General features: G+C 41.1%; 23 protein-coding genes. 6 read left to right on the top strand and 17 right to left on the bottom strand.

Going from position 1 to position 24,292, the window contains the following annotated elements; all coding sequences use genetic code 11:
* Positions 1–4: 4 nt before the first annotated feature.
* The 5 genes from RDV63_RS02295 to bioH all read right to left on the bottom strand — a co-directional run bounded on the left by RDV63_RS02295 (position 5) and on the right by bioH (position 6,129).
* Positions 5–2,734 (bottom strand): TonB-dependent receptor domain-containing protein, encoded by a 2,730-nt coding sequence (locus RDV63_RS02295; protein ID WP_313907905.1) that lies wholly within the window; start codon positions 2,732–2,734, stop codon positions 5–7.
* A gap of 248 nt (positions 2,735–2,982) precedes the next feature.
* Positions 2,983–4,092: a metallophosphoesterase gene (locus RDV63_RS02290; protein ID WP_313907904.1), complete on the bottom strand. Its 1,110-nt coding sequence runs from the start codon at positions 4,090–4,092 to the stop codon at positions 2,983–2,985.
* A gap of 222 nt (positions 4,093–4,314) precedes the next feature.
* A complete protein-coding gene (locus tag RDV63_RS02285; protein ID WP_313907903.1) occupies positions 4,315–5,061 on the bottom strand; it encodes a putative metalloprotease CJM1_0395 family protein in 747 nt (248 codons plus the stop codon).
* A 1-nt stretch (position 5,062) separates the two neighbouring features.
* On the bottom strand, positions 5,063–5,281 hold the full coding sequence (locus tag RDV63_RS02280) for a hypothetical protein (RefSeq protein ID WP_313907902.1): 219 nt from the start codon (positions 5,279–5,281) through the stop codon (positions 5,063–5,065).
* Between the two features lie 74 nt (positions 5,282–5,355).
* On the bottom strand, positions 5,356–6,129 hold the full coding sequence (gene bioH, locus RDV63_RS02275) for a pimeloyl-ACP methyl ester esterase BioH (RefSeq protein ID WP_313907901.1): 774 nt from the start codon (positions 6,127–6,129) through the stop codon (positions 5,356–5,358).
* A gap of 112 nt (positions 6,130–6,241) precedes the next feature.
* On the opposite strand from bioH, the gene RDV63_RS02270 reads away from it, so the two are divergent.
* Positions 6,242–6,874, top strand: a complete 633-nt coding sequence (locus tag RDV63_RS02270) for a ComF family protein (protein ID WP_313907900.1) — start codon at positions 6,242–6,244, stop codon at positions 6,872–6,874.
* Between the two features lie 12 nt (positions 6,875–6,886).
* Here the strand turns inward: RDV63_RS02270 and RDV63_RS02265 are convergent, their stop codons facing one another.
* Entirely contained in the window at positions 6,887–9,424 is a 2,538-nt protein-coding gene (locus RDV63_RS02265) for a M14 family zinc carboxypeptidase (protein WP_313907899.1), read from the bottom strand.
* Positions 9,425–9,550: 126 nt separating this feature from the next.
* Between RDV63_RS02265 and nfuA the strand changes: the two genes are divergently transcribed.
* Together nfuA and RDV63_RS02255 are read left to right on the top strand one after the other, a co-directional pair.
* Positions 9,551–10,129: a Fe-S biogenesis protein NfuA gene (nfuA, locus tag RDV63_RS02260; protein ID WP_313907898.1), complete on the top strand. Its 579-nt coding sequence runs from the start codon at positions 9,551–9,553 to the stop codon at positions 10,127–10,129.
* Positions 10,130–10,215: 86 nt separating this feature from the next.
* Positions 10,216–11,241: a polysaccharide deacetylase family protein gene (locus tag RDV63_RS02255; RefSeq protein ID WP_313907897.1), complete on the top strand. Its 1,026-nt coding sequence runs from the start codon at positions 10,216–10,218 to the stop codon at positions 11,239–11,241.
* Here the strand turns inward: RDV63_RS02255 and RDV63_RS02250 are convergent.
* Genes RDV63_RS02250 through RDV63_RS02230 form a run of 5 tightly spaced genes read right to left on the bottom strand, consistent with a single transcriptional unit; the run spans position 11,228 to position 15,012 of the window.
* A complete protein-coding gene (locus RDV63_RS02250) occupies positions 11,228–11,869 on the bottom strand; it encodes an SCO family protein (RefSeq protein WP_313907896.1) in 642 nt (213 codons plus the stop codon). The two genes, RDV63_RS02255 and RDV63_RS02250, sit on opposite strands and share 14 nt — an antisense overlap.
* Positions 11,859–12,773: a heme o synthase gene (cyoE, locus tag RDV63_RS02245; RefSeq protein ID WP_313907895.1), complete on the bottom strand. Its 915-nt coding sequence runs from the start codon at positions 12,771–12,773 to the stop codon at positions 11,859–11,861. Before cyoE ends, RDV63_RS02250 begins: the two co-directional genes overlap by 11 nt.
* Positions 12,757–13,764: a COX15/CtaA family protein gene (locus RDV63_RS02240; protein WP_313907894.1), complete on the bottom strand. Its 1,008-nt coding sequence runs from the start codon at positions 13,762–13,764 to the stop codon at positions 12,757–12,759. Before RDV63_RS02240 ends, cyoE begins: the two co-directional genes overlap by 17 nt.
* A complete protein-coding gene (locus RDV63_RS02235; RefSeq protein WP_313907893.1) occupies positions 13,761–14,273 on the bottom strand; it encodes a hypothetical protein in 513 nt (170 codons plus the stop codon). The genes RDV63_RS02240 and RDV63_RS02235 overlap by 4 nt, the downstream gene beginning before the upstream one ends.
* Positions 14,260–15,012: an SURF1 family protein gene (locus RDV63_RS02230; RefSeq protein WP_313907892.1), complete on the bottom strand. Its 753-nt coding sequence runs from the start codon at positions 15,010–15,012 to the stop codon at positions 14,260–14,262. Before RDV63_RS02230 ends, RDV63_RS02235 begins: the two co-directional genes overlap by 14 nt.
* 26 nt (positions 15,013–15,038) lie before the next feature.
* On the opposite strand from RDV63_RS02230, the gene RDV63_RS02225 reads away from it, so the two are divergent.
* Positions 15,039–15,248 (top strand): DUF2909 domain-containing protein, encoded by a 210-nt coding sequence (locus RDV63_RS02225; protein WP_313907891.1) that lies wholly within the window; start codon positions 15,039–15,041, stop codon positions 15,246–15,248.
* 6 nt (positions 15,249–15,254) lie between these two features.
* Here the strand turns inward: RDV63_RS02225 and RDV63_RS02220 are convergent, their stop codons facing one another.
* The 5 genes from RDV63_RS02220 to lexA form a co-directional block, all read right to left on the bottom strand.
* Positions 15,255–16,133 (bottom strand): cytochrome c oxidase subunit 3, encoded by an 879-nt coding sequence (locus RDV63_RS02220; protein ID WP_313907890.1) that lies wholly within the window; start codon positions 16,131–16,133, stop codon positions 15,255–15,257.
* 1 nt (position 16,134) lies between these two features.
* Complete coding sequence (locus RDV63_RS02215) at positions 16,135–16,698, bottom strand: cytochrome c oxidase assembly protein (RefSeq protein ID WP_313907889.1); 564 nt, start codon at positions 16,696–16,698, stop codon at positions 16,135–16,137.
* A gap of 4 nt (positions 16,699–16,702) precedes the next feature.
* The gene (ctaD, locus tag RDV63_RS02210) at positions 16,703–18,289 is read right to left on the bottom strand and encodes a cytochrome c oxidase subunit I (protein WP_313907888.1); all 1,587 of its coding nucleotides are present in this window, start codon (positions 18,287–18,289) and stop codon (positions 16,703–16,705) included.
* Between the two features lie 3 nt (positions 18,290–18,292).
* On the bottom strand, positions 18,293–19,435 hold the full coding sequence (coxB, locus tag RDV63_RS02205) for a cytochrome c oxidase subunit II (RefSeq protein WP_313907887.1): 1,143 nt from the start codon (positions 19,433–19,435) through the stop codon (positions 18,293–18,295).
* A gap of 301 nt (positions 19,436–19,736) precedes the next feature.
* Positions 19,737–20,354, bottom strand: a complete 618-nt coding sequence (gene lexA, locus RDV63_RS02200) for a transcriptional repressor LexA (protein ID WP_313907886.1) — start codon at positions 20,352–20,354, stop codon at positions 19,737–19,739.
* 138 nt (positions 20,355–20,492) lie between these two features.
* Here lexA and plsB point away from each other — a divergent pair, with 138 nt between their 5' ends.
* Positions 20,493–22,934, top strand: coding sequence for a glycerol-3-phosphate 1-O-acyltransferase PlsB (gene plsB, locus RDV63_RS02195; protein ID WP_313907885.1), 2,442 nt, complete (start codon positions 20,493–20,495; stop codon positions 22,932–22,934).
* Here plsB and tesB read toward each other — a convergent pair.
* The gene (gene tesB, locus RDV63_RS02190; protein WP_313907884.1) at positions 22,931–23,800 is read right to left on the bottom strand and encodes an acyl-CoA thioesterase II; all 870 of its coding nucleotides are present in this window, start codon (positions 23,798–23,800) and stop codon (positions 22,931–22,933) included. The two genes, plsB and tesB, sit on opposite strands and share 4 nt — an antisense overlap.
* Before the next feature lie 238 nt (positions 23,801–24,038).
* On the opposite strand from tesB, the gene RDV63_RS02185 reads away from it, so the two are divergent.
* A complete protein-coding gene (locus tag RDV63_RS02185) occupies positions 24,039–24,269 on the top strand; it encodes a hypothetical protein (RefSeq protein ID WP_313907883.1) in 231 nt (76 codons plus the stop codon).
* Positions 24,270–24,292 lie beyond the last annotated feature (23 nt).

Raw genomic sequence — 24,292 nt, 5'->3', positions numbered from 1 at the left:
CTGCTTAGAAGCGATGCTCTAAAGCGGCATAAAAGGTACGACCAATTACGTTATAGCCCATATTAGAACGATAAAATGGATGGCTATTTCTATCTGGGTGACCAACAGCAAATAACGACGGCATAGTATCAGTTAAGTTATTGATACCTAATGTTAATTTAGTTCCGGTTGCAAAACGATAGCTAGAGTTTAAGTTTAAACGCTTATACGCATCTAACTTACTCCAAACTTGCTCTTGGTACTTTTTGCCAGCAGCATCGGTTAACGTCCAAGTATCACGGCCTTCGCCAGTTCCCATGTAGTACCAACTTAAGTTAGTGCTAACACCATGAAACAACCAATTTAACGATACTGTACTTTTCCACTCTGGTAAATAATCATCTTTAGTTTCATCTATGCGAGCACCACCAGCAAAGGCTTGATAAGTTTTTTCTATAGTATAAGAGATACTCGTTTTTAAACGAAAACTGCCAAACTGTTCTAAGTCAAGTTTATAGGTGATCTCGCCATCAATACCTTGTGAGGATTCGTAGGAGCTGTTAATAGTGCCCCGGCGCACACAAAATATATCTTGATAATCTTGGCCAGGACGCTGCTGCATAATATAACCAATTGAAGGTAAATCATTACACGAGCTAGCTTGACCCGTCATATTATAAGTAGGGTTGGCTAAAATTCTATCTACTGTTTCAGTATATACCGCCCCTTCTAGCGAAATCCGCCAAAAATCTAGACTTGTGCTTAAATCATCAGTTAGCTGTGCTACCACACCTAGATTCCAGAACTTGCCTTTCTCTTCTGTTAATTTAATATTGCCTGCACTGATAGATTCAAAGCTATCATCTAAGTCTTCTGGATGATTAGGATCAATCATAATAGTAGTACTGCTAAAGCTTCGGCTAACACCAGCGTACATACGGTGCAAATCTGGCGCTCGGAAGCTACGCCCAGCATTAGCTCTAAATAATAGATCTTCATGCGGACGATAGATAAGGCCTAACTGAGGTGTAGTAGCACCACCAACATCAGATTTATCATCGTAACGATCATAACGAACAGCAAGACTAGCATCCATTTTACCATAGCCACCCATATCATCTAGTAATGGGACCGCCGCTTCTGCAGCTATAGCATAACGTTTACGAGAGCCTCGGCCTTGAGTTCCGCCTTGACCAATTAAATTACCGCTAAGCGTATGCTCATCTTTAATATCGAAATACCAGTCTCGTGCCCACTCGGTTGATAACGCAAATTGAACTGGCCCATTTGCAGTATCAATAAGATCGCCGGTTAATATTGCTTGGATCTGATTCATACCAGAGCCGGCATCTGTTAATGTTTCAGCATATAAATAATCGACTTGCTCTTGGCTCATTTTATCCATTGGATACCACTTTTCTGGATTAGCTGAGTCAGCAGGGTTAAAGCTGATTATGTCTAGCAACCTATCCGCACGCATTTGGTTTATGCCTGTGCGGTCAAATTTACTTTTACCGTAAGCCCAGTTAACTTCAAGGTCATAGTCCCCTAAACTACCAGATACACCTAAAGACATATTTAGGTTTTTCTCTTTACCTGCATAATCTCGCACTTTGCCATAATCGGCTAATCGACGATAAACTCGGAATTCTTCAGAAGAAGCAAAGTCAGCCGCATCATAGCTATACTCACCCGGATTAGCCTTGTTCATATAAAAGGTTGGCGAAATACTTTTTTGACCATTACCACGAACACTATCTTTATTACTGCCCTGTAAAAGTAAACTATATTGCCAATTTTGATTAAGCTCACCAGACTGATTTAATACTAAGTTGTACTCTTTTTTTGCCGTATGTAAGCCATCGATATCACTGTTATTAACTCGGCATTTATAGCGGCTTTCAGTATCATTCCAAACCGCATTTTCAGCGAATAAATCATTACACTGCTCTTGGGTTGCCATCACATAAGTATCATCATGAAATACTTTTTTATAATCACGAAGAAATGCTGAAGTAGAGCTATGTTTACCCGTGCCATCTGGCCCACCAATTTGGGTAAATTCACGCTGTCCTGAGCGCAGCATTTCATCATCGCTATATTCTAGCACTAACATAGTTTGGCCTAACTTGGTTTCAAAGCCAGATGTTAAGGATGCCTTAGTTCTATCGCGTCCACCATGTTGTGGGTTTTCATGACGTAAATTTAACGTGCTACCATCGTAGCGTTGTTTCAAAATAATATTAACTACGCCACCAATTGCATCCGAACCATAAATGGCTGATGCACCACCGGTTAAGATTTCAATTCTATCTACTGCACTGGTTGGAAAAGTTGAGGTATCAACAAAGTTTGATGAACCACCCGTTGCTGCTGGATATTGCGGTACACGCTTACCATTAATTAGAACTAAGGTACGGTTAGCCCCCATTCCTCTTAAGTTGACTGTACTTGCGCCTTGAGTCCAGCTGCTTTCATTACCCTCAATAGTGCGTCCAGCATTAGCAACTGAGGCTTGTAATACCTCTTCAACATTACTAAAACCGCTTAGCTCTATTTCTGCAGCAGTAATAATAGAAACTGGCGCTACACCCTCTAAGTCGGTACGCTTAATTCGCGAGCCGGTGACTTCAATTCTTTCTACTCGCGGCTCAACACCGGTTTCCTGAGCTTGAGCGGTAAACGCCAGACTACCGAGTAGACTAGATATTAATGTGGTCTTAAATAGTAGCCTAGAAGGCGCTTTATTATTCATTATAATTTCCCCAAGATTTTCAAACTGCGTATAGTTTTTAATTACATTTATGTAATCCGACTTAAGCTTAAAATAGCGTAACTGAACACGATGGCAGCGCCGCACATCAACATTGTCTAGTCCACAAGCTAATGCAATATACTTGAAGTCGTTTCTACAACGACTTCAACTCTATTTAATATCTATTTAAGTAAAATCAGATGGATACATAAAGAATTTCAACTTTTCTGTTGTTATAATTTTATGTACTATTCCGGCTTTTTTGACCAAACTGGCACAGGAAGTTGCTCTCCAGTAAGGGTGCCTCGGCTAAAATTGCCATGCTGCCACAGCAATATCTCGCCACTTTTACCGCGTTTGATACTGCTATCTACAGAAAATATCTGGCCATTATAATGCGAAAAAACACCTTCCATAGAAGTATGGCCAACAACAATAGTATTTATCTTTAAGTTGGTTAAAAGTAGTTTTAAATCTGCAGCCGTGGTTGCATCTTTATCGCGAAAATAGCCGCGATACCATAGTGGACCTAAAGAGCCATATAAAAAATCTAATACTGGAACTTGTCTTAATTGCTGCTTACTTAGGCCAAGTGACTGACTATATTGCTGATTAACTTCAGTAATCGATAAATTTAAACTTAAAAAATCAAGATGCAAGCCACCATGTAAAAACACCATATCATTTATTTGCGTAATTACTGGCAAGCTGCGTAACCAACGGCCTAATACTGTCTGTTCAGAAAATAACTGCGGGTAAGTAGTATCTAAGGCCTCTGCTGCTTCAAGGTAGTGCTTGTTTACATAGCGCAAATCATCATACATCACCATAGTTTCATGGTTGCCTAGCAATAAATGCACCTTACCACCCGCTAACTCGGCTTGATGCGATAATTGATAAAGCAACCATAAACTTTCGGTTACACCATCGCCACGGTCTAAAACATCGCCTGCTATAACTAAGTGGCCATCAGCAAATTGCCAATCTAATTGCTGATCTATAATGCCGTTGGCTTGTAATAAAGCTTTAAAAATACCGTATTGACCATGAATATCACTTAACACAGCCATTTTCGTAGCTGTATATTTTTCTGCTGATGCTGTTACTAAATCTTGGCTAATGGTAATAGGTTTATTGTAACCACACTTAGGGCTAACAATAGCGTTTATAGCTTGCTGTTGAACCACAACAGCACCTGCGCAATACCATTTTATCTCTACCGTATTAGTATCTTGTTGAAAAAATATATGCGGACCATCATTAAAATCGCTGCTAGCAAGTGCGATCTCTGCCCCAATTAAAGCCAGCATTGGCAGTGCCAGCCAATTAAATAGTTTGGGAGTTAAAAGCTTTCTCATATTAATTGCCTCATGACATACTTCAACCTAGCGGTCTTAATAGTGACAGCTAGCGTTTTAAATAAACTTATTAAGTAAATTATCAATCATTTACTCAGTTGCTATGACCATAAGCGGCATAACTGCCACAGCACAATAGCAGTGGCTCTTTTATGCACCGTTTTAATCTCTATTTATAAACTTTTAATGTAAACGATTGTTTTATCTGACAATAATGAAAAGTTAAACTGTTTGGGCAGGGTTTTGTTGTAGCGGTAATGTTGATTGCTGATAAAAGCTTGAGATCAGCTCACGCCGTTTTGCCATTTTACTATTTGTGGCATAAGAGCTGTTTTCAGCCGTTAGCTCGGCACGCGCTTGCTGCGCTTGTTGCGCGGCTTTAGCGGCAATGGCTAAGTCAGCAGAAGAAGGTTGAGCAGGAGCTAAGGCGGCAGCTTGCACTTGCTGCATTTTGGCAACAGTTGCCTTAGGGTCGTTGGCAACAGGGGCAACATCAATTTGCACTTCCCCGCCTACCGCGTACCGCTTACCATCTGGCCCTTGTTCATAACTATAGCTAGGTGCTGCGGCATAGCTTCCACCAACACTAGCATGAGCTTGTTCATGGGTTTTAACTTCAGTATCTCTAGCTTTTAATTTTGCAATTGCTTTTAATTCAGCTGCTTCAGCTTGTTTATCTTCTGCTTCAGCTTGCTGTTCTTTCTTAGCATCTTGCTCTGAGTTTTGCTTTGAGCGTGGGTTAATTGCTTGATAGGTCTCAGTATCCTTTGTTGATTCAGGATTATTACTTGGCTGACTTTTAGCAGAATTAGCTGTTTTTTCATCAGTTACAACCGGTTTTTCTGCACTGGATTTTTCAGCTTGTTTAACTGGTGTGAATAAGTCTATACGTGAGTTATCACGCCGCGCTTGCTCGGTAAGCGGGTTAGCAGTGTTGATGCTGACATTAGGATAGTGCGACGTAATCATATTACACTCGAATATCAATCACCGAACCAAGCATTTGATCGGCTGCCGTAATTGAGCGCGCATTAGCTTGACCAGCTAATTCGGCTTGCTTTAATTGAACTAAACTAGTTGTTAATGAGTTATTGTCTGGTTGATTAATGGCTCGAGTAGCATCAGACGCACTATTAACTGCGCTTTGGTAGCCTTGGATACCAGACATAAATGCAGATTTTACATCCATATTTAACCACCTTTGTTGCGTAAATTTAGCCAACCACCTTAATGGTTAATTATTAACCAAAACTAACTAAAAAGCTAGTCTGTTGCTGCTGCAGTAAAAATTGAGGCTTTAAGCCAAGTAATAAAAGCATCTGGATGTGAAATAAAAGGTGCATGTGAAGCCTGAGCTAAAGTAGTTAATTGTATAGCTTTATTTAATTGCTGCAAAGAAGGCAGCATAGCTATTGGCACCAGTGAGTCTAAACGGCCAAAGCAGCCTACTATTGGCATGCTAAGCTGCTGCAGGGTAGGCCTTAAGTCGGTTTTACTTAGCAAGGCTAATGCCCCCGCTACTGCAGCTGCTTCAGGCTCTGGGCATGCCAAAATAGCTTGCTTTAACGCTTTAATATCAGCTCGAGCACTATCGCTACCTAAAGCTTGAATAGCCAAGAAACGCTCTATAGTTAAGCTTAAGTTTTTACTAAGTGCCACAGCAAATTGCTGCATCACCTGCTCTGCCATACCTGGCCAATTAGCTTGAGCTAGAAAGCAAGGTGATGCGGCTATTAAGCCTAGTTGCTTCACTTTATTAGGATACTTACCCGCCAACGCCATAGCAATTAAGCCACCTAACGACCAACCATAAACATAACTTTGCTCTGGCACTTTACTTGCCAGTTGCTCTATCACCTTCTCTAGTTTATAAGGCTGAGGAAACTCACGCTCACCACCAAAGCCCGGTAAATCAAGGGTTATTACATTAATACTATCAGCTACGGCAGCCTTAGTGCTTTGCCAAACAGCCTGATTAACACCCCAGCCATGCAGCAACACCAGCGTAGGTTGTTTAGTTGTGCTAGTCTTATTCATAGTTAACTATTTATTAAATTAAAGGTTAGGTTTGATTACGAATGCTTTGCTATTATTGCGCCATTATTGGCATTTAATATTACCGTCTTGCTGTTTATGGTGTAGCTTGCCTGTGCAACATAGCCAACGGCAATTATGCAACTACTGCCAGCAAGCAATACCTAGTTTACCTTATAAGCTGTGTCATTATAATCTGCTCTGGTTACCTGCGGTAAGCAAAAATATTAATCAACCTTTATTTCAGCAGTTACTTGCCGTAAGTTATTATCAGCAACCATTTCAGCATTGGATCCAGCAGTGGAAGTTTTTTGCTAATCATGCAGCAGGTGAGTTATTACAACAGCAATTTATTACCCTATTAACGCGCTATGCTGCTCAAACAGAGTCACTGCCCCAAGCCATACTGTATGTTCCCATGCACCCAAGTAGACAGCGTAAGCGGGGCTTTAATCAAGCGGAAGTACTAGCTAAGGCTGTCGCTAAACAATTACAGTTACCCTTACTTAAGGTTCTGCAACGTCAGCATAAAAATCCGGCTCAAGTAGGCTTAAATAAAAAGCAGCGCCAGCATAATTTAAAAAATGCTTTTAATCTTAAGCCTAACGCCACCTTACCAACACGTATAGCACTAATAGATGACGTTATTACGACTGGCGCTACTGCTAATGAATTATGCCGCTTATTAAAGCGTAACGGCGTTAGTCACATTAGTTTGTGGACTTTAGCCGTTACGATTTTAGATTAAATTGCGCTAAATTTATTGGCCCCTAGCATCAAAACTATGACCAAGATATAAAGCATTAATTAATAATCGACTTGAGCCAAAAAAGTAACCACGAAACACTGGATTATCGGTCATAGCTATCACTTTACCTTTGCCAACATTATGTGCCAGCAAGGCCGCACTCTGACTAATTCTTGGGATATATTCGGCAGCTGTAAAACCGGCTAATTGTGGTGATTCACTATATAAAGCCACATTAACAAAGGGCTGTTCGCTTGGTTTTAATAATAACACGCTATTTTTAAAGACCGGTAATTCGGCACGGGTAAAGCCAAAGGCTAAAGGATGGCTTAAATCTAACTGTGCTTGATAAATTGCCCCCGCTAAACGTCGTTTACCGCCTAATTGCTCTTGATCAGCATAGCTTAGATCGTCAGCTGAGATAAGGCTATACATCTCTTTAGCAGACCAAGTATCTGCCTTTAAAATATTACGTTCAGCGGCCCACATTGCAGCTCGCTTATGCGCCCATAGTACACCGCCTCGTTGCAACCAAGCTGTTAACTTAGCCAGGTCAGAGTCTGACCACTGGTTATAGTTACCATCAGGTAAGACTATATGGCTATAGCGGGTTAAATCTATACTGGCAAAGCGCTGCGGCTCAACAATTGAAGGTGAAATACCTCCTAACCGCTCAATATTGTACCAAGCCTCGCCTGCTTCAGTTGAGTTAATACCAGGCCCTGCTATCAGTAATACTTTAGGCATGGTTACAGGTACAAAGTTACGGCTGCCTAAATCACTACCTTTGCTAGTTAACCCTGTGTTAATAGCATAAATAGGCAAGTTAAATTGCTGTTGTACACGCTGTAAACGCTGAAACCAATCGCCTGATTGTAAGCCTGCTGGCAGCATCATGGCGCCTTTATGTAATTCTATTTGGCCTTGCTCAGTATCAGCGCTAAAGTCATTCATGGCAGCCCGTACAACTAGGTTTTCAGCCAATAAAGCCTGTAATAAAAGTGGTGCTTGCTGATCTTGCCAATTAAAGGCATATGCATAAGCGCCAGCAACCAACTCAGTTGTTGCTATTGGTTGTTGCTGCCAACTTTGGCCTAAAACACTTTTACTTGGGCTATTTTTTACCGCTTTAAACTGAATGTTGTAAGCATAAGGTAAGGTCCAAGCTGAAACATCATAGAAGGTGTTATCATTAAACAGAGTATCGGTACTGAATATAGCTTTAATAAAACGGTATTGTGCTTGTTGTAATGGCACAAAATAACTCTTATTAGCTGGATATTTTTCGCCACCTTCTTTCCACTCTTTACGCAATGGGTAAACGCTTATATGGTGTCGTTGTAAGTTATCTAATAAGGCAGCCATCCTAGAGCTATCTGCAGACTCAGTTAATATATAGCCGCTGATTTTATCGTTACGTGCTTCTTGTTTAGCTTCATTATAAAACTGGTGCTGATAATTTAGCAGAGCTAAGCGCTGCTCTACCGCGCCTTCTATCATCGACAATGAAGCCGTAAATTGATTCTGTATAGTATCAGGAAAGCTTAATTCTCCATTGATACTTTCTTGGATATGGCCTCGGCTACTGGCTTGTTCAAATAAAATGCCTACACTGCCTTGCACATCCGGATAAGTTGAGCCTTTACCAATATAAAAGTCATCAAAAGACTCTTCGGTATAATACAGCTTATTGTTTTTGTCTAAGGCAGCAGCATGATATTCAGCCAGTTTCTTAGTCAATTCAAAGTTACGCTCTGGCGTAAAAGGTGAATTTCGGCTAGGAATGCCCGGCTGGAAGAAAAAAGTGCTATCGGTGCCCATCTCATGATAATCCCCAACAATGTTGGGTAGCCACTGCTGATATTGAGCTATACGCGCTTGGCTTTCAGGATGCTGCAATAATAACCAATCGCGGTTTAAATCAAACCAATAATGGTTTGGCCGACCATTAGGCCAAGGTTCGTTATGCTCTCTATGTTGGCGGTCAGCAACTGCTGTTGCACCTTTGTGCATATTTGCCCACAGAGCAAATCTGTCATTACCGTCAGGGTTTAAACTAGGTTGTACTAGAATGATGGCATTTTTAAGCCAATTAATGACTTGCGGATCTTCGCTAGAAGCAAGGTAATGAGCTAATAGTAATGAAGAGTTGGCGCCACTGGGCTCATTACCGTGAATACTATAGCCCAGCCAAATGACTACTGGTGCATGCTCATTAGGTTTAGCATCTCCCCGTGCAGCTGCTAAATGCTGTTGCCTAATTTCCTGTAACCTATTTATATTTTCTGGAGCAGATATTACCATTTGCAACATGGGTCGCTGTTCATGACTATAACCAATTATTTCTAATTGTGCCCGTGACGATTTCTCGGCCAATTGTTCAAAATAATGTTGTATTTGGTCATGCCGTACATGCCATTGGCCAACCTCAAAGCCTAACACTTGTTTTGGACTCGGCATACTTGGGTTTTCAGCTTTGGGTGCATATTGTATCTGGGCTACACTCAAGCAACTAAACAGCGCCAATGTCAGCAAACTAACATATTTCATAATGATATCCTCTCTTAGTTGCGGCTAAGTTAGCCAGATCTTAAAGCAAAACTCAAGCGAGGCTGGCATCCAATAAAGAGGAGGAGTATCATAGTAATTAACCTAGTAATTTAGTCAGGTACTAATATGATTTCGATCTCCGAACAAGCTCAGGCACACTTTGCAAAACTTTTATCTAACCAACCTGAAGGCACTTTAATTCGTGTCTTTGTAGTCAACCCAGGCACGGTTCAAGCGGAATGTGGCGTCTCCTATTGCCCACCAGATGCTGTTGAAGAAACAGATTTACGCTTTAATTTTACTGGCTTTGATGCGGTAATTGATGCAGAAAGTAAACCTTTTTTAGTTGATGCTGAAATTGATTTTACTACCGATCAGATGGGATCTCAGTTAACTTTAAAAGCGCCGAATGCCAAAGTTCGTAAGGTGAATGACGACGCGCCTTTACAAGAACGCGTGCAGTACGTCATCGATTCTGAAATTAACCCGCAATTAGCTAGTCATGGCGGTCGGGTCAGTATCATTGAGCTAACAAAAGAAGGTGTTGTGGTATTAGAGTTTGGTGGTGGCTGTAATGGTTGCGCACAAGTTGATTTGACCTTAAAAGAAGGTATTGAAAAGCAGTTGTTAAATCAATTTAGTAATGAATTAACCGGCGTTCGTGATATTACTGAGCACCAAGCTGGCGAACACTCTTACTATTAATGATGATGGGTTAGCTACGCTATTAGCTGAAGCAAACTCCTAGCTGTGATATAACCTAGTGCTATATTACTGCTAGGAGTGAAGTTATGTTGCGATTATCAGTGCTGTTTATGGCGTTTATTAATTTAACTCTAACCACAGCTCAAGCTGCTGTTGTCCTTATTTATCATCATGTTGCCAGTGATACCCCTCGCGTAACCAGCGTAACAGCTGAGGAGTTTCATGATCACCTGCAGTATTTAAAAGATCATAATTTTAAGGTTATTGGGCTGGATGTTTTAATTCAGCAACTACAAACCAATCAACCTGTAGCAGACAATAGCGTTGTTATAACCTTTGACGATAGCTATGAAAACAACTTCACTACCGCAAGGCCTATTTTGCAACAATTTGGCTATCCTTATACTCTTTTTATCAGCCCTGGCAGTATTGATAAACAAGATGGCCCTTTGCTTAATTGGCAACAAGTTAAACAAATGTCCGATGAAGGGGTACTCATTGCTAACCATGCTATGTGGCACGAGCATATGGCAGCGCCTGAAGCTGGAGAAACGAAGCAAGCTTGGTTAGAGCGGATGCAACAAAGTATTTTAGATGCTGAAGCTAAAATTAAGTTACATACTGGTCAATCGCATAAATGGCTAGCTTACCCTTATGGGGAATATAGCCTAGCGCTTGAACAACTAGTATCTGAGCTGGGGTTTATCGGTATTGGCCAACATTCAGGAGCTGTGGGTAATAACACTTCTTTAACTCATATCCCTAGGTTCCCAGCTGCCGGCCAATATGCAGATTTAACTCAACTTAGTCAGAAGTTTCGCAGTTTAGCTTTTACTATTACTGATGAGCATCAAACAGACTCTTTAATACACAAAGCTAACCCACCTACATTACGCTTAACCCTAAAGGTAGACGACTTTCAGCCTAGTCAATTACAGTGCTATGCCTCAGGTCAGGTTTTAACACCTAACTGGATAACTAAAAACAGCTTTAGCGTTCAAGCTAGCAAGCCTTTAGCTAAAGGTCGTAGTCGCTATAACTGTACTGCCCCCTCACTTAGCAAAAAAGGCTATTATTATTGGTACTCACAACCTTGGATTAGGCTTGATTAAGCTTTCTCAGCACTAGCGGGAAATCTGCTAATAATTGCTCTGAGCTAACCACGGGCAGCTCGCCAACTTTTAATGGCGGTTTAAACATTGCCACTAACTGACCTTGCGGATTGATTAAAACAATTGATGCACTGTGATCCACTAAATAATTAGGCTCTGTAGTACTGCTTATGGCATACATTAGGCCTAACTGACGAACAAACGGAAATAGCTGTTCATGCCCTGCTGTCATGCCTATTACCGCGGCTTGGTCAAAATAGTTAACATAGTTATTTAGCTGTTCAACTGTATCACGATTGGGATCAACCGATATAAACCAAATCTTTAACGGCTGCTCTACCATAGCAGCAAGATCAGGTTGCACTCCGGCCAGTTTAGCTAAAGTTAAAGGACAGATATCTGGGCAATAGGTATAACCGACAAAAGCTAAGGTCCATTGGCCGTATAAGCGTTCACGATCAACAGTAGCACCAAATTGGTCAGTTAAACTAAAGTCGCTTAAGGTTCTTGGTTGTGGGTACACTAAAGCATTAGATGGCTCAGCGCTTTGTTGCTGAGCCTTATAAAACATGGCGCCAGCAGCAACAGCCGCTAGCGCAATTAATCCTAAAACAATATTACGTAACATAAAATGGTGACACCTTTAAATAATGATCAACTAACAATATCAGAAACAACGCCATTAAATGAATGATTGAAAACTTAAAGGTTTTCATCGCTAAATCGGTCTTTTCATCGGCTAACTTTAACTGCCAAGCATATTGCATAAAGCGCAAATTCAAAATTACACTGCCAATTAAATATATAGCGCCACTCATGCCCACTAAATATGGCATTAAGCAAACCACAAACAATAACACTGTGTATAAACAAATAATGCTTTTTGTAAACTCTATACCATGGGTAACAGGTAGCATTGGCATATTCACTTTAGCGTAATCGGCTCTACGATGAATAGCTAACGCCCAAAAATGAGGCGGTGTCCAAGCAAATATAATCATTACTAATAACAGAGCATGGCCATGTATTTCACCAGTAATAGCCGTCCACCCTAATAACGGCGGCATAGCGCCAGCTAAGCCACCTATAACAATATTTTGCGGAGTTGCTCGCTTTAAAAATTGGGTATAAACCACTGCATAACCAAATAAGCTGGCTAAAGTTAACCAAGCCGTTAAGGCATTAACCGCAAAATATAATAATATAAAACCAAGCGCGGCTAAGGTTGTGGCAAAAATACTTGCTTGTCGACTAGTAATACGGCCTTTAGCAATAGGCCTACTGTAAGTACGGGCCATTTGCGCATCAATACGGCGGTCTACAACATGGTTCATTGCCGCAGCTGCAGCAGAAAGTAAACCTATGCCTAGGGTCGCTATTAGCACTGTTACGATATTTGGCAAGCCAGGAACAGCTAGCATCATTCCTACCCAAGCTGTTAATACTAATAACGCCACAACCTTAGGTTTAGTTAGTTCTAAATAGTCTTTACATACAGCAGTAAAATCATAGGGTTTACTTATGCTCAGCATGGTTGCTCCTTGTCGAGCCTAGGCTCGGGACTTGTACCAACAATAACACTAAAACCATTAATAAATTGGCAGCTACAACATTATGCGCTACCGCATTTGCTAAAGGTAAATGCAATACTACATTCATTAAACCTAAACAAAATTGGCAAGCTAATAAAATTGCCGCAATCAGCGTTAGTTTGCGCACTCTGGGTTGGATGGCTCTTTGCCATAACTGCCATAAAAATATGGCTAACACACTAACAGTAATTAAGGCCCCAAAACGATGCAGTATATGTACCGTTTGTCGCGCCTCAGCCGACATTACGCCATATTCATAATCGTCATGCCCTAAGTGCAAATCAAACGCCGCTACCAGATCCATTCGTTGTAACCAACCTGGTTCGCAAATTGGCAGCTCTATACAGGCTAAAGCGGCATAATTAGCTGCCGTCCAGCCGCCCAAGGCTATCTGGACAATTAACAAAATAACGGCGAAATTTGCTAAGGGTTTTAAACCTATAAGTTCAGGTTGCGCAGGCAGTTTTGGTTGATGTTTTAGCCAATATAAAGCCAATAAGCTTAAAATGGCAAAACCCCCTAACAGATGCCCCATCACTACTAATGGTAGTAAATTAAGCGTTACTGTCCACATACCTAAAGCAGCTTGAAATATAACTAATACTACTAAGATGCTAGGTAATAACTTAGGCTTAGCACTGCGCCACCAACTACTAATAAAAATAAAAGCTATTAATAATCCTAAAGTACCAGCAAAATAACGGTGGATCATTTCATTCCAAGCCTTTTCTGCATGCACTGGCCGATCAGGAAAAGCTTGCATAGCTTGCGCTATATGATGTTCTTGTTGCGGCACCTTTAAAAAACCATAACAACCCGGCCAATCAGGGCAACCTAAGCCGGCATCAGTTAATCTAGTGTAGGCACCTAAGGTAATAACCCCCAATGTAAGGATAATGGCAAAACCTGCCAGCCAACGCTGTCTTGTCATACTTCAGTCCTATCGTAATTAAGCAACTTTAATAAATCTTGGCGCAGTGCTTTAGCGGTTAATATCATTTCAGCCTCTGTGCTGGGCATGGCATAACGTAATAACGCTAAGCCTTGATAATCAACCAACACTATCTGGTTAGAGAGTTCGCCACTAATATCGTAACTGGTAGGCTGCTGCATGAAACTGCTAGGTAGCTCAGGCATAGGCAGAGCGCTAAGCAATACTGGCTGCACTTGTTGCTGCTTACGACCTAAACCAATAAATAATTGTTGGACAGTGTAAATCGCATTCTGACATAACTGGTCACACTGCTGGGCTGGCAATACTATAATTCGCCAGTGAGCCTGCTCTGTAGTTGGTTCAAGTAAAAACACTTCATCAGTTTGCCACTGGCCATTACTAGTTACTCCACGATCAAACCAACCTAAAGTTAATACTAAATATGCTAGTACCAGCGGCACTAAACAACATAGTACAAACAACAATAAAAACTTATTTTTCGCCATAACTTGCCCTTCCTTGATGACTTGCCGCTAATGCCACGCCTAGCACTGCAATAGCTAATAAAAACCATTGCAAAGCATAGGCGTGATGCTTCTCTGGAGGCATAACAACAGCTGTATAATGATGAATAAAGCCTGCTTGCTGCTGTTGATATAACAGCGCAGGATACAGAGGTAATGATATTTGCTCTGCAAATGCTGCAAAGTTAACTTGTTGAATGCGCTTTGGCCAACTAGTTGAAGCCTCCATATTTTGACCTAATAACAGCATGCCGCTAACATCAGTATGCAAAGTACCCGTTAAATCTAGCTGCTTAGGAACAGTAATTTCAGGAAGAGTGTCGCGCGATGAGGTAGCTGCTACCCAGCCTAAATTTACTAATAATAACCTATCAGTATTGGCTAACTTAGCCGCAACAATAACATCGTAACCTACTTTCCCCTCTACAATTTGGTTATCAAGCAGCCAAATATAAGGTGCTTGCCAAGTTGCAGTAGCTACAAATTTAAGGCCATCTAAGTGTTTTGGCTTTGTTTGTTGCAAATCTATTTTAGCCAGCGCGGTTGCAGTTAGCATAGCTTGTTCTGCTTGCTGTGCTAACTGGTTTAGTTGTGCTGACTTTTCAGCTGCTCGCTGTAACTGCCACCAAGATAAGTTGATTAAAATGATAAAAACAGCCACAGTTATACAGAGCCAACCGATGCGTAAGGCAAAAATATGATTAGCCAGTTTAATGCGCATAAACCTGACCTAATAGAGTACTTTTTATGTTAATTAAACTTGTTATCATCGCACTACTGCTCTTTATTATTTTTAATTTATTTCGTGCTGGTATTATCATGTTAAGGGCGGCTGAGCCCTCTGTTCCGATGTCGCATTATCTGGGTCGACGCTTATTAATTTCTATTGCCTTACTATTATTGATTTTTGTCGCTATAGCGCTCGGCTTAATCCAGCCGAACGCAACCCCGTTTTAAGCTGTTCTACAACACATAAACAAATACATATAGGCACAGCCATACCACATCGACAAAGTGCCAGTACCAAGCTGCGGCTTGAAAACCAAAATGATCTTTAGGGGTAAAGTGGCCTTTTAATACTCGTAAAAAAATAAAAAACAAAATAATGGCGCCTAAGGTGACGTGAACACCATGAAAGCCGGTAAGCATAAAGAAGGTGCTACCATAAAAACCCGAGGCCATGGTTAAGCCTAAATCACGATAAGCATGTACATACTCGTAAACTTGTAAACATAAAAAGCTAGCACCTAAGACCAAAGTAAAAAACAACATTAACTTAAGTTGACCGCGCTTACTTTTTTCAAGCGCTGTATGAGCAAAGTGTAAGGTTACCGAGGAAATAAGTAACAACGCCGTATTTATCATAGGTAAACCTGTCGCAGGCATAGCTTGGGTTTCTGTGCCACCTGGGGTTTTTAATAACGGCCAACTAGCTTGAAACTCAGGCCAGAGCACGGCAAAGGTACTGGCATTATTGCCACCGCCACCCAACCAGTTTAAAGCGATAATGCGGCCATAAAATAAAGCGCCAAAAAAGGCCATAAAAAACATCACTTCTGACATAATAAACCAGCTCATACCCAAGCGGAATGAGCGAGACATTTGTTGGCTATATAGACCACTCATAGACTCATCAATAACATTTCTAAACCAACCAAACAGCATAATAATCAGCGTTACTATGCCAGCAAATAGCATATAGCCACCAAAACCGGTTCGCTGATAAGTGACATCATTAATATAATTACCGGCACCAACGGCAATTAAGAATAACGCAACAGCGCCTACAATAGGCCAAGGGCTTTGCGCGGGAACATAATATTTTTCATAGCTGTTATTCATGTTATTCCCCAAGTTTTGTCGGCGAACCAGCAATATCTACGGTATTTGCTGTTACGTCATACAAAGTATAAGACAGCGTAATAGTAGAAAACTTGTCTGGTAAAGCCGGATCAACATAAAACTGTAATGGCATCAACATGTCTTTACCGCCTGCTAACTGCTGCTGGCTAAAGCAAAAACACTCAATTTTATGGAAGTATAAAGCCGCTTGGCCAGGTGCAACTGATGGCACAGCTTGGCCAGTAATAAAGCGTTGAGTTGGGTTGGTCGCTATATAGTTTATCCGGTGCACTTCTCCTGGATGAACTTTTATCCGACTAATTTCCGGTTTAAATATCCAAGGCATGTCTTTATTTGGCCTTGCAATAAACTCAATAATAATTTCACGGCTGGTATCAATTACAGCAGCATCAGTTGAAGCTGCTGTTGTTGCGGTTTTACCATTAATGCCCGTTAAGTCGCAAAACACGTCATATAACGGCACTAATGCAAAGCCAAAGCCAAACATGCCTAAACTCAGGACAATTAATTTACCTGTTAGTGTTTTATGCATTGACTTAATCATATCGTTACTTCACCTCTGGTGGCGTAGTAAAAGTATGGTATGGCGCTGGCGAAGGCACTTCCCACTCTAAGCCTTGCGCACCTTCCCACACTTGGGCTGTGGCTTTTTCGCCACCTCTGGCACACTTCACTACTACCCAAACAAACAGCAATTGGGATAAGCCAAATAAGAAGCCGCCGACACTTATCAAAGCATTAAAGTCAGCAAACTGCAGGGCATAATCTGGGATCCGCCTAGGCATACCGGCTAAGCCTACAAAGTGCATTGGGAAAAACAGCAAATTAACTGAAATCAGCGAGCACCAAAAATGCCATTGCGCTAATTTTTCGTCATACATAAACCCAGTCCACTTAGGTAGCCAATAATAGGCGCCGGCCATAATTGAGAAGACAGCACCCGTGACTAACACATAATGAAAGTGAGCCACCACAAAGTAAGTATCATGGTATTGGAAATCAGCTGGTGTAATAGCTAGCATTAACCCAGAAAACCCCCCTATGGTAAACAACACAATAAATGCCATAGCAAACATCATAGGGGCTTCAAAGGTCATAGCTCCTCGCCACATTGTCGCTACCCAGTTAAATACTTTTACCCCAGTAGGAACCGAGATAAGCATGGTGCAATACATAAAAAACAATTCAGCAAAGACTGGCATCCCCGTTGTAAACATATGATGCGCCCAAACCAAGAATGACAGTAACGCTATACTACCGGTCGCATACACCATAGAAGCATAACCAAACAAAGGTTTTCGAGAAAAAGCCGGCACTATGCTAGAGATAATCCCAAAAGCCGGCAAAATCATAATGTATACTTCTGGGTGACCAAAAAACCAAAAAATATGCTGGAATAACACAGGATCGCCACCACCAGCAGCATCAAAAAAGCTGGTAGCAAAGTATTTATCGGTCAACACCATAGTCACAGCACCAGCAAGTACTGGCATCACCATAATTAATAAGAATGCTGTCACTAACCAAGTCCAAACAAACATAGGCATTTTCATCCATGTCATAGTAGGTGCGCGCATATTAAAGATAGTTACAATGACGTTAATCGCCCCCATTATGGAAGATATACCCATAATATGAACTGAAAACACAAATAACGCCGTACTATCACTACTGTAAGTTGAAGACAGCGGCGCGTAGAAGGTCCAGCCAAATGCAGGGCCACCACCTGGCATAAATAATGATGACAATAAAATTAAAAAAGCAAAAGGTAAGATCCAAAAGCTCCAGTTATTCATCCTAGGTAACGCCATATCCGGCGCACCTATCATCATGGGGATCATCCAGTTTGCTAAGCCAGTAAAAGCGGGCATAACAGCACCAAATACCATAACTAAACCGTGGACTGTGGTCATTTGATTAAAAAAGTGCGGTTCAACAAATTGTAAACCTGGTTGAAATAACTCTAAGCGGATCACCATTGCCATGGTGCCGCCAATAAAGAACATTATTAATGAAAATATTAAATATAAACTACCAATATCTTTATGGTTGGTTGTATACAACCAGCGTTTAATGCCCTTAGGCTTATGATCATGATGCTCGTCAACCACGGCAGACTCTGTTATTACGCTCATCTATTAATCCCCTTTGCCTTGTAATACTGCATGCACATCAGCGGCTTGCACTAATTCACCTGTATTATTGCCCCATGCATTACGCTCATAAGTAATAACGGCAGCTATTTCTTTTAAGCTTAATTGCTTAGCAAAAGCTTGCATCGCGGTGCCACTGCTACCATGCAATACCATATTGATATGCCCTGCCATATCTTGCTGTACCATTTTACTGCCCTTTAAAGCAGGAAAGATGCCCGGTAAACCTTCGCCGCTGGCTTGATGGCATGCTGAGCAATGGCCAATATAAGTACGCTCGCCTACTGTCATTAGTTCTTCTAATGACATATTCATAGCTAATAGCTCTTGCTCTTCAGCTCTGGCTTCAGCATTTCGTTTTTCTTCTTCTGCTAGCCAAATAGCAAAGTCTTCTGGTGTTTTAGCTATAACCACTATTGGCATAAAACCATGATCTTTACCGCACAACTCGGCGCATTGGCCACGATAAATTCCCGGCTCTTCTACCCGAGTCCAAGTCTCATTAATAAAGCCAGGGTTAGCATCTTTTTTAATGGCAAAAGCGGGTAACCACCATGAATGAATAACATCGTCAGATGTCATTAAAAAGCGGACTTTTTTATTGGTAGGAATAACTAAAGGTCGGTCGACCTCAAGTAAGTAATTTTCTTCTTTATTAAAACGATTATTAATTTGTTCTTTAGGTGTTGCCAGTAAGGAATAATAGGCTACGTCATGATCCAAAAACTCATAATGCCACTTCCATTGCGAACCAGTAATTAACACTGTGATATCCGCTTCAGTGGTATCTTCCATTGCAATCAAGGTTTTAGTGGCGGGAATTGCCATAAGAATTAAAATAACGACCGGTATAGAGGTCCAAATTATTTCAACTTTGGTACTTTCATGGAATTGAGCTGGTGTTACGCCGCGCGATTTTCTATGTCGAAAAATAGACCAAAACATCAAGCTAAACACTACGCCACCTATAGCGCAACATATCCAGAAAATCGTCATATGCAGGTTATAAACTTGCATACTGATATCTGACACACCTTTAGTCATATTTAAAGGCATAGTGGTTGCGTTAACTGACGCTGTGCATAGCAGGGCTGGCAGCGACCAACGAAGACTACTCAGTTTCGTCACTGGACTTCTCCTCTGTCATTTTGCAAAGCAAACTGCAGAAACTCAGTACACAGCACTTCTCGGCTAATTCATAACCACACCAAATCTATGTTTCAAGCTTCATTAGTACATTATTATTATTTTTATTTCGGTTTCGAGGCTAGCGCTGAAACCACACTGATCTTATTTTAGTTTTAATCAGTTGCAGACTAAGAATTGTTCATAGATCGCAAACTGTAAACCCCAAAACGAAAAAAGCACCGGCAAACCTTAATGGTCATACCAGTGCTTATGAAAAATAAGCTGTTGAGCTTAGTACATTTTACAGCCAACCGCCTTTGCGGATAACGCCTACAGCTAATCCTTCTATTGCAAAGTGCTGCTGGCGCAAGTCTACCTTGATAACAGAAAAATCTTCATTTTCTGGGTGCAAAAATACGGTATGGCCATCACGCTGAAATCGTTTTACCGTCACTTCATCATCTACCCTTGCCACTATAACTTGGCCGGTTTCAACTTGGCTGGTCTTATGAACGGCTAGCAAATCACCATCTAAGATGCCTATATCTTGCATACTCATACCTTGAACTTGTAGCAAAAAATCTGCAGCTGGTTTAAACATAGTCGCGTCTATTTGATAATGCTGTTGCACATGTTCAGCAGCTAAAATTGGCTGGCCTGCTGCTACTTTACCAACTAAAGGTAAACCTAGTTGCTCTGGTTCTTCTTCGCCTAATAAACGGATACCGCGTGATGTACCAGGCAACATTTCTATCGCCCCTTTTTTAGCTAAGGCTTTCAAATGCTCTTCTGCAGCGTTAGCCGATTTAAAGCCAAGCTGTTGAGCAATTTCTGCTCGTGTTGGCGGCATACCGGTTTTTATCTGATAATCTTTAATCAGTTGCAAAACTTCAGTCTGACGTGGCGTTAATGGTCTCATAATGCTGGCTACCTATACAGTTGATACTGTTAGTATATACAGGCAAGATGCAATTGCAAGCCTAGGTATTAATCGCTAATTTCACCTTCACCCTTGTCGTGGTATGCTACGCGCCGGATTTTTGAGGATAATAGTATTATGTTCTGTTCGGTTAAATTGTTTGCAGCCTTGTTAAAGTGGCCTTTACGCTTGCTGCTGAAGTACAAAGTAGTGCCTGAGCAGCCAGTTGATGAGCTGAAACTTGATACCGCACAGCCGGTATTTTATATTTGTCCAACTGAATCTGCATCAGACTTAGCAGCATTAAAACAGGTATGTAAAAAGTTACAACTACCTGATCCAGCATCCTACATTATGCTTGATGGCGTTAAGCACTTTCGAACCTTATTTTTAGAGAAACCTCACTCATTATTTTTAAAGCGAGGCACTACAAAAGCGCTGCAACAAGGCTTAGCTTTATTAGACAGCCACCTAAAAAATCCTAGTCTAAACGCCCAAATAATCCCTGTTTCTATCCTCTGGGGCCGTGCTCCAGGTAAAGAAAATAGCATTAAATGGTTATTAGGTGCAGCACATTCTCCTAACTGGCTAGCTAAACTATTAATAGTCTTAATATCTGGTCGTCACTCATTAGTCCGCTTTATTGCTCCTTTATCATTACAGCAAATGGCAACACAATTTGGTGCTGACAATGAAACCTCGCGTAAATTATTACGGATGTCTCGCTTTCATTTCTATCGACAACGTTTAGCTGCCAATGGCCCAAAGCTGGTTAATCGGAGCCAACTTTTTACAGCGCTACTAGCTGCACCTGCACTGAAAAAAGCAATAACGGAAGAAGCAAAATCTAAACGAATTTCTGTTAACCAAGCGCGTAAAAATGCTCATAAATTGTTATTAGAAATTGCCGCTGACTATCGTTCATCTTCGTTAAGAGTGGCAGATCGAGTATTAAGCTGGTTGTGGCATAAGCTTTATACTGGGATCAAAATAAATAATGCAAATATGCTGCGAGACTTGGCGCAAAAAGGCCACGAAATAGTCTATGTACCCTGCCATCGCAGTCATATGGATTATCTATTACTCAGTTATGTTATTTATCAACAAGGCCTAGCACCACCACACATTGCTGCTGGAATAAATCTAAACTTTTGGCCTGCCGGTACTATCTTTCGCCGTGGCGGGGCATTTTTTATTCGTCGTAGTTTTAGCGGCGACAAGCTCTACTCCGCCGTCTTTAGAGAATACCTGTGTCAACTATTTAGCAAAGGTTACTCTATTAAGTATTACACTGAAGGTGGTCGTAGCCGTACAGGTCGATTATTACAGCCTAAAACAGGCATGTTAGCCATGACGCTGCAATCTATGCTCAGAGGTATAGACCGCCCTGTTACTATAGTGCCGGTATATTTAGGTTATGAGCATGTCATGGAGGTGAACACTTATTTAAGCGAGCTACAGGGCTCCGGCAAGAAAAAAGAATCTGTTTTTGGTGTCCTAAAAGCCATTCGCAACTTACGGAACTATGGTAATGGTTATATTAACTTTGGCCAACCACTCACGTTAAATGAGCATCTTAATAACAGCGTGCCTGATTGGAAACAAGATATTCACCCCTTGGATGTACAAAAGCCGCTATGGCTAGCTTCAGTGGTTGATGATGTCTCGCAATTAGTTATGCAGCGCATTAATCAAGCTGCGGCACTCAATAGCATTAACTTAATCGCGCTCTCATTGCTCGCTACCGAAAAGCATACTTTAACCCGACAAAAGCTTGAGCAACAATTAGACTTTTATTTACAGCTACAGCAGCAAGCTCCTTATCATAGCCAAATGACTTTGCCCGACACTAATAGCAAAGCGCTGATTGAGCATGCCATTAGCATAGCTAAGGTGCAGCAACATCAAGATCAGTTTGGCGAGATCATTAGCTTAAGTGATGAAAGTGCTATTTTGATGAGTTATTATCGTAATAATATTTTACACTTATTTATAGTGCCCTCTATATTAGCCAATGCTATTTTGCATCAGCGTCAGGTTAGCCTACAAGACCTGCTGAAAATCGTGCAGCAGCTTTATCCACTACTAAAGCAAGAAATGTTTTTGCAGCTAGATAATATTAATGACTATTGTCTGCAAGTGTTACAACACTTAGTGCAAACTAATATAGTGCAGCAACAAGGTGAGCTATATTCAGCGCCACAACAACAAAGCCGTTATTATTTTATATTAAGTTTATTAGCAGATAATGCCGAGCACACCTTGCAACGCTACGCTATGGTAATGCAATTGCTGTTAACTCAAGCACCGCAAAGTCGGGCTGAGTTAGAAAAGCAGTGCCATCAACTGGCCCAGCGTTTATTACAGCAGCATGGTATTACTGCCCCAGAGTATTATGACAAACAACTATTTTCTACCCTAATTAAAGCATTACGCGACAATGGTTACACTAACAGTGATGACAATAACTTAGTCCATGCCGCTGATGCTTTAATCAGCTTAAATCAGACTGTCGACAGTTTATTACGCAACGATATCTTACTCAGCATCCAGAGTATTTTACCAACTGGCCGCCATTAGCGGCTAGTTGGATAAGCTCTGATCACGCCCTCTTGAATTGTCGACGCCACTAAGGTGCCATCTCGATTAAAAAACTGCCCTCGGACTAGCCCTCGGCCACCCGATGCACTAGGGCTGTCAATAGCATAAAGCAGCCAATCATCAAAACGAAAATCCTGATGAAACCACATGGCATGATCTATAGTAGCAACCTGCATATTTGGCGCTAAAAACGATTTACCATGCGGCTGCAGTGCCGTTGGTAAAAAGTTAAAATCTGACGCATAAGCTAAAAGGTATTTATGCACCCGCAAGTCATCTGGCATAGCACCATTGGCTTTAAACCAGACATAACGTTTAGCCTGACTGACTTTTGGTTTAAAAGGGTTTTGAAAATCAACTGGCCGCATCTCTATTGGTTTTTCACAAATAAATTTACTGCGTAAGCCTTCAGGAATAAGGTCAGCATGTTGCTGATAAAAATCTAAATCAGACACTAGTTCCTCTGGCCCTGGCACATCTGGCATGACATCTTGGTGTTCAAATCCGGCTTCTTCCGTTTGAAAAGATGCTGTCAAATAGAAAATGGTCTTACCATATTGAATGGCGCTGGCCCGACGGGTACTAAAGCTCTTACCATCCCGAATGGTTTCTACTTCATACACAATTGGCCTTGAGGCATCGCCTGGCCGTAAAAAATAAGAGTGAAAAGAGTGCAGCTTTCTATCGACTGCTAAGGTTTCTTTAGCGGCAGATAATGCCTGTCCCATAACCTGACCACCAAATACCGATTTAAATCCTAAATCTTGACTGGCACCACGGTATAACCCCTGCTCTATTTGCTCTAATGTTAATAATGATAATAGACCGTCTAATGCTTTACTCATCTGTATTCCTTGCTCATAGGCTTTAACTATTATTTTGCCGTAAACAGAAGTAATCAGCAAAGAATCACTAGTAATTATTTCTTAACAGCTAAAGTTAAACTCTGCAACTATTACATAACTAGACTAAACTCTGATTACTATAAGCCCTATTTCCCGTAGCAAAGATGGATGCTTTTCTACCATTAAAATTACACTAGGATTTTATTTTAACCTTAGTTTATGTAAACCGGAGTAATAAATGGAAGCTGAAAGACGTCAGATAAATAGAAGCGCACATACTTTTTGGGATGATTTAAATTTGGCGCAAAAGTTTGCCGTATCCGAGCTGCATAGATTTGGCTACGACTTACTATGTGTACGCCATTTTACTGATGGTAATCTGGCTTTACTAAAATCAGGTAGTCGCTTAGCGGCTATAGATAGAGATGGCCAAGTTAATACTGAGCCTAATGTTAAAATAAGATTCTAACACTAGGCTCATTTAAAATAGGC

Source organism: Rheinheimera sp. MMS21-TC3, from assembly GCF_032229285.1.
Taxonomy (GTDB): Bacteria; Pseudomonadota; Gammaproteobacteria; order Enterobacterales; family Alteromonadaceae; genus Alishewanella.
The sequence above is the reverse complement of the archived record's forward strand: the minus strand, read 5'-3'. Positions and strand labels throughout refer to the sequence as shown.

Bases quoted from the DNA above. Each gene is read 5' to 3' on its own strand.
- RDV63_RS02215 (WP_313907889.1), bottom strand. From the start codon at position 16,698: ATGATTAAGTCAATGCATAAAACACTAACAGGTAAATTAATTGTCCTG.
- RDV63_RS02280 (WP_313907902.1), bottom strand. From the start codon at position 5,281: ATGGATGTAAAATCTGCATTTATGTCTGGTATCCAAGGCTACCAAAGC.
- cyoE (WP_313907895.1), bottom strand. From the start codon at position 12,773: ATGCTGAGCATAAGTAAACCCTATGATTTTACTGCTGTATGTAAAGAC.
- ctaD (WP_313907888.1), bottom strand. From the start codon at position 18,289: ATGAGCGTAATAACAGAGTCTGCCGTGGTTGACGAGCATCATGATCAT.
- RDV63_RS02235 (WP_313907893.1), bottom strand. From the start codon at position 14,273: ATGGCGAAAAATAAGTTTTTATTGTTGTTTGTACTATGTTGTTTAGTG.
- RDV63_RS02225 (WP_313907891.1), top strand. From the start codon at position 15,039: ATGTTAATTAAACTTGTTATCATCGCACTACTGCTCTTTATTATTTTT.
- RDV63_RS02290 (WP_313907904.1), bottom strand. From the start codon at position 4,092: ATGAGAAAGCTTTTAACTCCCAAACTATTTAATTGGCTGGCACTGCCA.
- RDV63_RS02250 (WP_313907896.1), bottom strand. From the start codon at position 11,869: ATGTTACGTAATATTGTTTTAGGATTAATTGCGCTAGCGGCTGTTGCT.
- RDV63_RS02240 (WP_313907894.1), bottom strand. From the start codon at position 13,764: ATGACAAGACAGCGTTGGCTGGCAGGTTTTGCCATTATCCTTACATTG.
- lexA (WP_313907886.1), bottom strand. From the start codon at position 20,354: ATGAGACCATTAACGCCACGTCAGACTGAAGTTTTGCAACTGATTAAA.
- RDV63_RS02230 (WP_313907892.1), bottom strand. From the start codon at position 15,012: ATGCGCATTAAACTGGCTAATCATATTTTTGCCTTACGCATCGGTTGG.
- RDV63_RS02295 (WP_313907905.1), bottom strand. From the start codon at position 2,734: ATGAATAATAAAGCGCCTTCTAGGCTACTATTTAAGACCACATTAATA.
- nfuA (WP_313907898.1), top strand. From the start codon at position 9,551: ATGATTTCGATCTCCGAACAAGCTCAGGCACACTTTGCAAAACTTTTA.
- tesB (WP_313907884.1), bottom strand. From the start codon at position 23,800: ATGAGTAAAGCATTAGACGGTCTATTATCATTATTAACATTAGAGCAA.
- bioH (WP_313907901.1), bottom strand. From the start codon at position 6,129: ATGAATAAGACTAGCACAACTAAACAACCTACGCTGGTGTTGCTGCAT.
- RDV63_RS02185 (WP_313907883.1), top strand. From the start codon at position 24,039: ATGGAAGCTGAAAGACGTCAGATAAATAGAAGCGCACATACTTTTTGG.
- RDV63_RS02265 (WP_313907899.1), bottom strand. From the start codon at position 9,424: ATGAAATATGTTAGTTTGCTGACATTGGCGCTGTTTAGTTGCTTGAGT.
- RDV63_RS02255 (WP_313907897.1), top strand. From the start codon at position 10,216: ATGTTGCGATTATCAGTGCTGTTTATGGCGTTTATTAATTTAACTCTA.
- RDV63_RS02220 (WP_313907890.1), bottom strand. From the start codon at position 16,133: ATGAATAACAGCTATGAAAAATATTATGTTCCCGCGCAAAGCCCTTGG.
- plsB (WP_313907885.1), top strand. From the start codon at position 20,493: ATGTTCTGTTCGGTTAAATTGTTTGCAGCCTTGTTAAAGTGGCCTTTA.
- RDV63_RS02285 (WP_313907903.1), bottom strand. From the start codon at position 5,061: ATGATTACGTCGCACTATCCTAATGTCAGCATCAACACTGCTAACCCG.